Raw genomic sequence first — 12,188 nt, forward strand, 5'->3', positions numbered from 1 at the left:
TTGGATGTCCGGTGGTTCATACCTCTATCTATACCAACTTTAGCAAACTGAGACACCCACCGCCTTAGAACCTATAGCGGGCGCCCAGGTAGTAGCGCGGCCCGTACACGTGGACCTCTCGGACGCTGCCCGGGATGGGCATGTCCTCGACGCGCGCCTCGTTGTTCAAGTTCGAGCCTTCGAGCGACAGGCTCAGACTCTCGGTCACCCGATAGCTGGCGCGGAAATCGATGACGGTCGCGTTGCGCACCACGCGGTTCTGGGCCGCCGCGCCGACGAACTGCTGGAAGTAGCTCGATCGGTACTTGCCGATCAACTGCAGGCTCACCGGACCGATCTCGTAGTACACGGAACCCGAGGCCACGTGCTTGGACAGGCCGAAGATGTCGACCGGATCGATTAGACCCGGCTGAATGACGCCGGTGAACGCATCCTGCTGATCGCCCAGGCGCAGATCCTCGGTCTCGAACGTGGACTCGGCGTAGCTGTAGCTCGCCTTCACGCCCAAGCCGTCGAACGGCGCCGGCAGCATGGAGAAACGATACGCGCCGGTCAGCTCGACGCCATAGATCTCGCTCTCGTCATCCGACGTTTGAGTCAGCACTACGGGCACCGTTACATTCTGGCCGCCGATGACATACGTCTCGTTGACCACGACGTTTTCGAAGCCGCCCTGGAACTGCTTGTAGAACAAGCCGGCGCTGAACAGCGAGTCGCTGTTGAGGTAGAACTCCGTCGACAGGTCGATATTCCACGACATCAGCGGCTCGAGCGCCGGATTGCCGGTCGCAGTGACGTTCTGAATCGCTTCCGCCACCGTGGCGTACGAAACGGTCGGATCGACATCGAAGGTCCGACCCGCGCCGAGATCTTCCGGATCGGGGCGCGACATGGCGCGGAACAGACCGAGGCGCACCTTCAGGCGATCGGACACGTCGGCCGCGATATTGAAGCTCGGCAGCCACTTCTCCGTGCCGCTCTCGAAGCGCTGAGATTGAAACTCGCCGCTGTCCACCAGCCGGATGCTGCCGTCCGGGTTGGTGACGACATCGAGCGCGCTGCGCAGACCGATCGACTCCACATCGGTTTCGACGTAGCGCACGCCGAAGTTACCGCTCAATGGAAGCGCTCCGACCTCGGTGGCGAAAGTGGCCATGACATACGCGGCCTTGCTTTCCTCGGTGACGTCGCGATTGCCGATATCACGAGTATCGTCGGTCCTGCCCGGATCCTGCGTGCCCAGGAAGCTGTTGAACAGACACAACGCATCGAACGTCGCCCACGAGGAGATCGGCTGACCGCCATCGACATCCGAAAGGAAATCATCCTGCGGGAATCGTGAGTTGCGGCAAGCCAGGTTCGCGGCCGCGATATCCGCCGCCGCGGTGATGTTGTACTCGCGACGGTCCTGATTGATGTCGTAGAACTTGTGCTCGGCCAGTCGCGAGCCTACCTGCAACTGAGTGATGCCCGTGTCAGCCATCTGCAGCGTGAAATCCAGGCGCCCGGCTTCGATCTCGTCGTTACGAACCTGCTCCGTGCGACGCAGGCGAGCGGCGGCGCTGAAGTTATCGGCGTCGTTCACGTCGAAGCGCGGATCGATGGTGATGGTCGGAAAGTAACCCGACGTTGCGTCGAACGTGTAGCCCACGCGCTGGCCATTGATGACGCCGGCTACCGGCTGGCCATAAATGTCAGTGGCATTCGAACGCAGGCGTACTTCGCGATCCATGCGCGAGCGATACGTGTCGGAGACGCCGTAGTCGAGCGCGACGTTGAGGCGATCGGTCACATCCCAGGCGACGTTCAAACCGCCGCCTTCGTATTCTTCGATCTGGTTGCGATACAAAGGCGTGCTTTCCAGCGTGCTGTTGCCGCTGTACGAGAGCAGCACGCCGCGATCGTCGAACACGGCCGACGAGCCGTAGCCGCGCATGGTTTCGGAAAGATTCAGCGTGTTGCGCTCTTCGGTGAATTCATACGTCGAATTCTGGTAGTCGAGATTCACCACCACGTCGTCGACGGGTTGCCATTCGATGGCCACGAACGCGGCTTCGCGATCGTCGTGCTCGTTGAACTGCGTGAACGCGCGGCTGCCTGTCGTCAAATAGTACGGCGTGCCCGGAGGCGTTGCGCCGGTAGCAAACGATTCGGGCGTGACTTGCGCGCAATTCGACGTCGTCGCGACCGGCTGATCGCCGCGACACGCAGCCCAAGTCGAGCTGGCGCTGTACATCTCTTCGGGATTGTTGCTCTGGCCCCGCTGCACGCCGATGGAAACGCCGATCTGGCCCAACGAGCCGATATCGAACTGATCGATGTAATTGAGCGTGCCGCGCCAGCCGAGATCGTTGCCATCTTCCAGGCGATCGTCGTAGCCCTGATAGATGCCGCGCACTTCGCCCTGCAAGCGTTGCCGTCCGAACGTCAGCGGCCGCACTGTCTGCATATCGATGATGCCGGCGACGCCGCCTTCCACGAAGTTGGCCTGCTGCGATTTATAAATTGCCACGGTGTTGATCAGCTCGGAAGGAAACATGCTGAAGTTCACCGAGCGATCGCCGCTACCGTTGGTCGCTTCGCGGCCGTTGAACGTCGTCGCGCCGAGGAATGGACCCAGGCCGCGCACGGCAATTTCAGATGCGCCGCCCTTCTCACGATGAGTCGCCGCGCCGGCGATGGTCTCGATGGCTTCGCCGATTGAGAGCGCGGGCAGATCGCCGATGTCATCGGCCGAAAGCACGTCGGAGACGACAGGTGCTTCGCGCTTGGATTCGATGGAGGACTGAATGGAAGCGCGGATGCCGGTGACGACCACTTCTTCCAGTTCGGAAGCGGACGCGGTGCTCTGATCTTCCGCGGCAAGGCCGGAGTGCGCGAGAAGCGGGCTGGCCGCCATCAGCAGCCAATAACGAACCTTCGAGCCAACGACGCGCGCGCTGCGCTGACGCTTATTCATAGCATCCCCCCGGACCTTGTTGAGTTTGTCGCCGGCGTCGTCCGCGACGCCGGCATGTCGTTATATATACCAGTCTTCAGACCACATGTTAATACCATTGTGGTCTGTTTTATCCGGTAAACTGGTATGACACTACGAGAAGAACAGGCCGCCGTTCACATCCATGTTCACGCCGGTGAGGAACGAAGCGTCGTTGGAAGCCAGGAAAGCCACAGCCGCCGCGACTTCGTCGGGATTGCCTTCGCGCCGGAGCGGGGTGTTGCCGGCCACGGCTTTGCGGCCTTCGGGCTTGGAGAAAGTGTCGTGAAACGAAGTGCCGATCAGGCCCGGGCACAAGGCATTCACTCGAATGCCCTGCGGCCCGAGCTCCTTGGCCAGCGCGCGCGTGAAAGTCATCAATGCGCCTTTAGAAGATGCATAGGCACTGGCGCCAGGACCGCCGCCGTCGCGGCCTGCCTGTGAGGAAAAGTTGATGATCGAGGCGCCGCTCGCCATGAACGGACGGGCCGCCTTGGTCACCAGGAATGCCGATTTGAAGTTCAGGTTCATGACCTGGTCGAGGAACGCCTCGTCCATGTCCTCGAGCGGCTTGCGGGCGACCATGCCGCCAGCCAGGTTCACCAGGACGTCGATGCGATCACCGAACGTCTCGCGAGCGGCGGCGATCAGGCCAGCCACAGCAGCTGAGCGCGTCACATCGGCCCGATGCAGGATCGCGGTTCCGCCCTTCGACAGAATCTCGTCCACCGTGCGTCGCGCGCTCGCCTCGTCATTGTTGTAGTTCACGACCACCTTGGCGCCTTCACTGGCCAGCCGCAGCGACACGGACCGGCCGATATCGCGACCACCGCCCGTCACGATGGCCAGCTTGTCCTTCAACCTCATACTCATGCCCTATCCTCTCCAATCACGGTGTTTGAAATGGAACGCCTGGTGTCGACGCGCTCGATCACGCCGCCGCACAGCCAGAGACAAAGAAGTGACATCGGCACTAGCGCCGTTGCCAATGCGAATATCGGTGCATAGGAATTGACGGTCATCACGGGCACCAGCCACGTGGTGACGAGCGTGCCGGCGACCGCCGCCGTGCCGCCGATTCCCGCCAGCGAACCGACGGCGCCGCCGCCGAAGAAATCGCTAGGCAATGTTTGGATGTTGTTGATCGCGACCTGGAAGCCGAACAGGATCACGGCGATTAGCAGCACCGCGTACATCGGATCCGACGCGCTCATGGTCAGCAGCAGTGGCGGCATCATGATGATCCCGCCCGCCGAGATGACGGTCTTACGCGTCGAGTTGATGGACCAGCCGCGACGGATCAGCACGCCCGCGATCCAACCGCCGATCAAGCTGCCGAGCATCGCGCCGACGAACGGCACCCACGCGAACGCGCCGATCTGTTTCACGTCGAAGCCGAAGGTCTCCGCGAGATAGATCGGCAGCCAGGAAACGAATAGCCACCAGATAGGATCGAGGAAGAACCGGCTCAGGATCACGGCCCAGCTCTGACGATGGCGCAGCAGTTCGCCCCAGCTTGGGCTGGCCGATGTCACATCGCCTCCGTGGGCGCGATCATCGCCGATGATGTGACGGCGCTCCGCTTCGGAGAGCCAGGGATGTTCTTTGGGATCGGCGCGGTAGAACCACATCCATGGCAACAACCAGAGAATGCCGAGCAGGCCAATCAGCAGGAACGTGGTGCGCCACCCGAACTGCGCATACAACATCGCTACCAGCGGCGCGGACACGATTGCACCGAGCGCCGCTCCGGAATTGAAGATTCCTTGCGCCAGCGCGCGCTCACGTGTCGGGAACCAAGTCGCGCTCGCTTTAGTTGCGCCGGGCCAGTTGCCCGCCTCGCTGATGCCGAGCGTGAATCTCAGCACCGTCAGCAAACCGCTGGAGCGCACGAACATGTGTAGGGCGATGGATGCGGACCAGACGATAATCGACACCGCGAAGCCCAGGCGCGTGCCGATCACGTCGAACACGCGACCGAACAACGATTGCCCGATGGCGTACGCAATCATGAACACGGTGACGAACAGTGCGTAGTCCGTTTTGTCCGCGCCGATGTCTTCCGACACCGCCGGCCACATCACTGCGAGCGCGTTGCGGTCGATATAGTTGATCACCGTCGCGAGCGCGATCAGACCGATGACGAACCAGCGAATGCCCGAAAGTTTCATGCTCGTCCTCGTCACAGATCGAAGCGACCGACATGACCCTGCCAGGTCAGGGCTCGGCCGGCGATGTTCACGCTGTGAGTGGCGTTGCCATCGGCCGCGTCGGCGATGGCGAGGATGACGCTCTTACCGTTCTCCAGCTCGATGTGCACGACTTCGGAGTCCGCCGTGCGCGTGTGGCGCAAAGCTCGTACGCCGCTCTGACTTCCAACCGTCATTTCATTTGCGCCATCGTGTCGGCCGTGCGGCTCGAGCAGGCTGACAAAGGTGACGTTAGTTGCATTGGCCACACGTTGAATCAGCACGGGCTCGCGGCGAAGGTTGAAGCTCGGGTCATTGGCTCCACTCTCGGCGAAGATCATCTCCGCTCCGGACGGTGGCACCGTGCGGTAGGTGTAGAAGCGACCGTCGTTCAGCCATGTGACGTAATTCTTTTCGCTGCTCGGCGCACCGACCGCATCGACCCACAGGTGCTGATATCCATGATCGCGCCCGAGTACTGGGCGCGCAGCGACGTTGGACTTGACTGTCATCGCCACGTCGATCAGGTGACCGCTGTAGTGAAGCGGCAGATCGAACTGCGCGGGCGTTTCGCTCTTCGCTCGCAGGACGTCGATGACGAGTGGGGATTCGTAGCCCGGGATCGTCAGTTGCGCGAGGGTGCGGCGGAAAGTGACGCCGGGATAGGCACGCGACATCTCGGCCGTGCTCAGCTGCGTGGCGCCCTGTCCGGCGAAGAACAATTGCTTGGGCGCGTTCTGCTCGGCCGTCTTGAGGTTGCAATCGAAGTGACTGCGCTCATTCACCACGAGCGTGTTGTGCGCGATGGTTTGCTTGGCCCAGCTTTCGTTCTCGCGCAGGTAACGGCCGCCCTCCTTGGCCTGAATGTTTAGAAATCGCGCCGAGCCATAGTCGGTGACGATGGCGTTGCCGCTGTCATAAAGAAGCCAGTTGAGCTTGTCGAAGTGACCATGGCCCATTCCTTGGGCCGTGTTCTTCATCACCAGCGTTTGGGACGGCGCGCGCAGGATGGCCAGCGCGCCCTGATCGCCCTGCGGCCCGTCGCGCAACAGTTGTGACGCGAACGCGAATGGCTTGGCCTTGCCGGCCGCAATGTCTCGCGCGACTGCGAATCCTTCCGGAGCCAACACCACGCGGCCCTGCCATTGCGCAATGGAGAGCAGTGCTGGGTCGCCGGTCACTTGATACGCGGTGGCGACAGCTTGATAGAGCTCGTCGGTCTTCAGGCTCTTGTCCGGCATCGCGTCGTTGAGCGGAAAGAAATAGCCGTCGTAGGTCAGCTGGACGGTCGTTCTGATTGCCTTGAGCACGATGCCGTCGCGGTACTCGAAGATCTTGCGCTCGGGCTGATTGTTTTGAATGGCTTGCGCGAAGATCACGAACGGCAACAAGGCGTAGCGCTGGTAGTACGGGCCTTCGGTGTAGTAGCCGTCGGGAGAAAACAGCAGATCGAGCTGTTTCAAGAAACCGGCTTTGCCGCTCCTGTCGAGACCGAGCAGCGCTTTGTCGACCAGCTCGCGTTCGCGCAGCACGTAACCGGTCATGCCGACGGCGGCGTTTGCCCAGGTCGCGTGGTTGTGAATGCGGTTGAATACTTCCGGCGAGTCGTCGGACAGGAACTTCGCCATGACTCTGAAGACCTTCTCGTCGATGACCTGGCGATCCTGGGCAGACACTACGTCGCGAACGGCGTCGTAACCTTGAGCTGCGTGCACGAGCCACACGCTGTCGTTGAGGCTTTGCCAGAACAGGCGGCCGGCAGTTTGGTTGGCGGCTGCTGGATGTGGACCGAGCTTGGGACAGAGGTCCACATACGCGAGCAGCAGGCGCCGCACGAAGTCGGCGTACTTTTGTTCGCCGGTGATGCGGTAGAGCAGGCCGGCTTGGTAGATCGACTTGTAGTTGCGCTTGTGTTGTTCGTGCGTGTAGCCGCCGCCTGGATCTTTCGGCGTCGGCACGTCGATGCCAGCCTGGATCGCGGCTTCCACTTCGTTGCGCGCTCGCTCCAGCTCCTGTTGGAACAAGGGATACTGCTGAGATTGCGCGCCGATCTGCGATGCGCTCGATGCGGAGATTAGTACTGGGCCAGTGGCGCGCTCCGCGCCTTGTGCGTTGGCGAGGGTGAGCGAGATCAGCGTGCCGAGGATGATTCTTGAACGCACGTTCACTTCGCTGCTCCCATCACGTTTCCTTCTAATGCGACGCGCGGCGGACCTTTAGCGTACAACTCGCGTACGACTGGGGCGGCGGTATTGTCGAAGGTGTTGTCGACGATGGCGGTCTGCGGAAAGCCCACGCCATGAGTGACTTCGATGCCGCCACTGTCGCTGAATCGATTTCCGTCAATGCGCGTGAACAATACGCCCGAGAGGCGTAGCGACATGGCGGAGTCCTTGCCACTGTTCATCACGGTGGAGTTCGTCATCGTGAAGCGTGGCCCGAAGGTGCTTTCGTCGCGCCCGCCGCGGAATACGTCGGCGACACGGCCGACGTTGTTGAAGCTGGCGCCAGAGATTTCTATGGTTTCCAGCGCATAGAGCGGCTCGCTTTCCTCGCGCCCCTTCACGGCGAGGACTGCGCCGGAGACATTAGTAAACGTGCTGTCTCTTATCTCCAGCCGCTGCCCGAACGACCGCGCGCTCACGGCCACCACATCGAAAGCCGCCGCGCGATTCAGAGCGACGAACTCGCTGTTGAGGATTTCAATCGCGTAATGCGCCGGCACGCTCTCCGCATCCAAGTTGATGACCACATTGCCATCCTGCGCCGGCGCCGCCGCGCCCGAGACCTTGAGCCCCTGCAGGCGCAGCGCCCCTCCTCGCTTCAAAACAAATAAGGACGGCGACTTGAGCCGGATGGTCGCAGCTTCAGCTGACAGCTCGCCGCCTGCGCCAGCAATGGTCAGCGCGCGGTCGATAATCAGCGGCGCGTCCACTGCATACTCGCCGGCGGCGAGCTGAATCGTGTCGCCACTCTTTGCGGCTGCGACCGCGCTGGTGAAGGCGGCGCTGGATGTCACGCGATGCGTTTGCCCGCCGCTGAAATCGACGCCGCCCTTGGTCGGCTTCGCGTACCAGGTGACGCCAGTCTCTTCTTTGCGAACCGGCATGAGTGAGCGCGGCGCGCCGATGCTCGCGAGCGCGGGATCGGTTGGATATAGCAGGCCGTTGCTGCCGCGAGCTAGCTCAATGGATTGCCGCGCGATCCCAGCCGGCAACACAGGCTTGGCGACTTTGCTCTGCGCGTTGCCAGAGAACGCGATCCCAGAGAGATCGGTCTCCACCAGGAATGGATCCTGGTCGGTCCCACCGACAATCAGGTTCCGCTCAAAGCGACTGTCGACCGGCGACGCCGAACGCTCTGCATCCGCGCCCGCGCCCAACGTGATGCGCGCGGCATCGATGATCGTATTGTTCTCGATCCTCGCCCCGGACACCTGGTGATAACGATTGATCACCGAATTCGGCACACCATTCATCACTGCCAGCGCACTCGCGAACCCCGTACCAGACACGCCTTCCATGTAATTGCCGCGAACCGTCTGCCGCGCATTGATCACGCGAATGCCGCCGGTATGCGGCCGGCCGTTGCCGAAGAAAACATTGCCTTCGACCAGATTGTCGTTGCCGTGCCGAAGCACCAGCGAGCCCTGCGACTCGAAGAAAGTGTTGCCTCGGAAGGTATTGCCGCCGGACTTATTGGAAACGATCTCCACTTCGCCGTCGCAATGTTCGAAGTAGTTGCGCTCGACGACGCTGTGCGACGCGCTCAGCGACTGCTCGCTGGTCCCGATGCGAATAGTCTCGCCACCGTTCGACCCGAGCGGCGGTCGAAAACCGAAGTAGTTGTGATCGATCCGATGCCGATCTGCGACCGGCGCGTCGCGAATCACCGCGAGCGTGACGCCCGCGTTGGTCTTGCCGACGAACTGCGAGTGATCGACTCGATTGGATTGCCCATACATCGACACCCACAGGTCCTGCCGGCTCCGCTCCGGCGGATTGAAAGCGTCGATAACGACTTCGGTGACGCGCGAATGGCTGGCCGGCCGTTTCGAATCGCGCCGAAAAGAAATCACATCGCCGGTGGGCGTATGCCCGTCGCGAAACACCAGCCCGGACACAACCAGATACTCACCCGCAAGCCGCAGGTTCGACTTGCCGGTAATGAGCACGCGTCCCTTGGTCTGCGCGGTGAGCGTGATGGGCCGGTCAGCCGTGCCCCGCCCTTCGAACAGGATTTGGAAGTCGCGCCACTCGCCGTCGGCGAGCGCAATAACGTCGCCCGGCTGCGCCTGCTTCACCGCCGTCGCGTAAGCCGCCTGGTCCCCGACCCGGATCTCTTTGGCGGCCACTGCCCCGCAGCCGATGACGCCGGCGATGAACAGCAGTCCCAACCTGCACTCTCGAAAGCCTGTCACCGATCCCCCGGAAACCTAGTTATGCGGCCGTCACCGGCGCTGGACTGACACTGTAGTAGTCCTGTCTAAAGAAAACAAGTATACCTCTTGGCCGGCCTCTGGTATGAACCTGGCTCACGACCGACGGAGACATGCACATGCTGGATGACTCGAACCGAGCCGGCCTGATAGCCCGGCTCGCCTTGCTGATGGGCGCGGTCCTGACCACCACGCCCGGCGCTGCTTCCGACGCCCCGCCCTCCGTCGCCGAACATCGCGACCTCACCTATATGTCCCCGGGCGGTCACGACCTGCACCTCGACGTCTACACACCCGCGCCGAGCCATGGCCCAACGCCAGTGTGGATTCATGTCCACGGCGGCGCGTGGTGGAAAGGCGCCCGCCCCGAAGGCTGGAAAGGTTTCTCGGCCTATCTCGACGCCGGTTTCTCCGTCGTGACCGTGCAATATCGATTGGCCGGCATCGCCACCGCCCCGGCAGCGGTGCAAGACGTACGCTGTGTGATTTCCTGGGTTGGCAAGCACGCGGATCGCTTCGGCTTCGACACCAAGCGCATCGTAGTCACCGGCTCGTCGGCCGGCGGTCACCTCGCGCTCATGGCCGGCATGCTCACGAATGACAACGACATCGATTTACCCGAGTGCCGCGAGCCACCACCTGTCGCCGCCATCGTCGATTTCTACGGCCCCACCGACCTCGACACCTGGCCCGCGCCGAACCCAAGCGGCGGTTTCATTCAAGCGCCGCACTCTTCCATCGCCCGTTGGATCGGCGAACGCGCCGACGCCCCGGCGATGCGCAAGAGAATGTCACCTGTTTCGTATGTGCGTGCGAGCTTGCCGCCGATCTTTATCGTTCACGGCGATGCGGATCCGGTCGTGCCGCTGCAAGAGTCGCTCAACTTGAAACAAAAGCTCGACGCCGCCGGCGCGCGCAGCGCCTTGCACGTGGTGCCTGGCGGAGCGCACGGCAAATTCAACGACCAGCAAGAACGCGCCATTGAGCAGGACGTGCTCAATTTTCTGCGACATCAGGGCGTGCTCGGGGAATGACATAGAATGTCCAGCACCCAGCACGGACGGAGCAGTTCATGGCCATTCAGCTCAATCACACCATCGTGCCGGCCCGCGACGCGCGGGCGTCAGCAATTTTCCTTACCGACATTCTGGGGCTGCGCGAGCCCGTGCGCTTCGGCCCGTTCTGGACCGTCACGCTCGACAATGGCGTGACGCTCGACTACCAGGACTCGAACGAAGCCATGCCCATCGAGCACTACGCGTTCCTGGTGAGCGAGAGCGAGTTCGACAGCATTTTCGCGCGCATCAAGCAGCGCTCGCTGGAATATTGGGCCGACCCGATGCACTCGCGGCCCAAACAGATCAATCGCAACGACGGCGGCCGCGGCCTGTATTGGAACGACCCGAACGGGCACTACCTGGAAATCATCACACGCCCGTACGGCAGCGGGTCATGACACCGGTCGGCTCATGCGCAGCTTGGCGATGTGACCGCCGATCAGCGCGGCGGGCAGCGTCAACACCAGACCGACGAGCTTGAACCAGGTCGGCACGTCGCCCGCGCCGATCGCGCTGATCAGCAGGCCGAGCACGCCGAACGCCAGCGCATTGTAGTAAGGCACGCTGCGAGCCAGCCGCGCGGCAAGATAGCCGCCGAGCACGGTCGAAGCGGTGCCCAGGATCAGCCCGAAGGAAAGATAGCGCACGTCCTGAAGCAGCACTTGGTATGCGCGCCGGATCTCATCCTCCGACAGTCCCGAACCGAAGCCGGGGCCACCGAACATCTGCGTGAGCAACAGGCTGGAGACAATGTCCACGCCGAGAACCGCGAGACTGGCGAGAATGACTGCTCTGATGCTGATGCCGGGCATAGAGCAAGAGTAGGAGCAAGCGGGCGCTTTGACCAGCGCCCGTGCTCACCTCTTCTATTAAGGGCGACCGTTCACTTTGAAGCCGAACTCCGCGGCGCTCTCCGACAATGCGGTCCACAAGCTGTCCGCCAGACTGCGATAAACCGCAATCTCGAACACCGCGTTGCCGTGCGCGTCATCGTCGAGGCGCCACACCGTGGCCCCGATATGGGCGGCGACGGTCACGGCGACATCGCCGATCCTGAATGCTCGCGCGTGCAGGTCGATGGGCACCAGTTTGCATAGCGCTTCGCGAACCTTGGGACCGGACACACGCAATACCGCCTGACCGTCGCTCTGATCGGAAATCGCAGCGCATTCCCCAATGGCTTCCGCCAGCGAGGCGGCGAACACATTCGCCGCGCCTTCACTGGTCGCGAACCACGAGCCCGGCCCGGTCGCGATGAATGCAATATCGCCGGCGCATGCACGGCGCGACCCCGCCGTAAGCTCGATGCCGAACTGCTGCTTCACCTGGCGGGCGAATGCATCGGACTGACCTCGCCTCACCAGAACTGACGCAATCCCCAGTCCGTCGCGATCATGCACGACGACGCCGCGCCCCACCGAAGGAATGAGCGGCAGGTCGATGAACGGCGCGAGCGGCATCAACTCGGAGGACTCGAATTCCCGGTCCAGCAGCGGCGCCCTTTCTGTTTGTAACTTTGTCATGCG

General features: G+C 62.2%; 9 protein-coding genes. 2 read left to right on the plus strand and 7 right to left on the minus strand.

The genetic code is table 11. The features are described from left to right. Positions 1-64: 64 nt before the first annotated feature. From VGD45_RS03120 to VGD45_RS03140, 5 genes are all read right to left on the minus strand, one after another. Positions 65-2,959 (minus strand): TonB-dependent receptor, encoded by a 2,895-nt coding sequence (locus tag VGD45_RS03120; RefSeq protein ID WP_331153808.1) that lies wholly within the window; start codon positions 2,957-2,959, stop codon positions 65-67. 132 nt (positions 2,960-3,091) lie between these two features. Further along, on the minus strand, positions 3,092-3,844 hold the full coding sequence (locus tag VGD45_RS03125; protein ID WP_349263201.1) for a glucose 1-dehydrogenase: 753 nt from the start codon (positions 3,842-3,844) through the stop codon (positions 3,092-3,094). Between the two features lie 2 nt (positions 3,845-3,846). Continuing rightward, a complete protein-coding gene (locus tag VGD45_RS03130) occupies positions 3,847-5,148 on the minus strand; it encodes an MFS transporter (RefSeq protein ID WP_331153810.1) in 1,302 nt (433 codons plus the stop codon). An 11-nt stretch (positions 5,149-5,159) separates the two neighbouring features. Then, positions 5,160-7,328 carry an alginate lyase family protein gene (locus VGD45_RS03135; RefSeq protein WP_331153811.1) on the minus strand — a complete coding sequence of 723 codons (2,169 nt, stop codon included), beginning with the start codon at positions 7,326-7,328 and terminating at the stop codon, positions 5,160-5,162. 2 nt (positions 7,329-7,330) lie between these two features. Beyond that, positions 7,331-9,586 (minus strand): polysaccharide lyase 6 family protein, encoded by a 2,256-nt coding sequence (locus VGD45_RS03140; protein WP_331153812.1) that lies wholly within the window; start codon positions 9,584-9,586, stop codon positions 7,331-7,333. 137 nt (positions 9,587-9,723) lie between these two features. On the opposite strand from VGD45_RS03140, the gene VGD45_RS03145 reads away from it, so the two are divergent. Together VGD45_RS03145 and VGD45_RS03150 are read left to right on the plus strand one after the other, a co-directional pair. Continuing rightward, complete coding sequence (locus VGD45_RS03145) at positions 9,724-10,638, plus strand: alpha/beta hydrolase (protein ID WP_331153813.1); 915 nt, start codon at positions 9,724-9,726, stop codon at positions 10,636-10,638. A gap of 38 nt (positions 10,639-10,676) precedes the next feature. Further along, positions 10,677-11,060: a VOC family protein gene (locus VGD45_RS03150; RefSeq protein ID WP_331153814.1), complete on the plus strand. Its 384-nt coding sequence runs from the start codon at positions 10,677-10,679 to the stop codon at positions 11,058-11,060. Here VGD45_RS03150 and VGD45_RS03155 read toward each other — a convergent pair. Together VGD45_RS03155 and VGD45_RS03160 are read right to left on the minus strand one after the other, a co-directional pair. After that, positions 11,055-11,474 (minus strand): hypothetical protein, encoded by a 420-nt coding sequence (locus tag VGD45_RS03155; RefSeq protein ID WP_331153815.1) that lies wholly within the window; start codon positions 11,472-11,474, stop codon positions 11,055-11,057. The genes VGD45_RS03150 and VGD45_RS03155 overlap by 6 nt on opposite strands. A 57-nt stretch (positions 11,475-11,531) precedes the next feature. After that, on the minus strand, positions 11,532-12,185 hold the full coding sequence (locus tag VGD45_RS03160; RefSeq protein ID WP_331153816.1) for a sarcosine oxidase subunit gamma: 654 nt from the start codon (positions 12,183-12,185) through the stop codon (positions 11,532-11,534). Positions 12,186-12,188: the final 3 nt, after the last annotated feature.

The sequence above is a fragment of the Steroidobacter sp. genome, from assembly GCF_036402275.1.
Taxonomy (GTDB): domain Bacteria; phylum Pseudomonadota; class Gammaproteobacteria; order Steroidobacterales; family Steroidobacteraceae; genus Steroidobacter.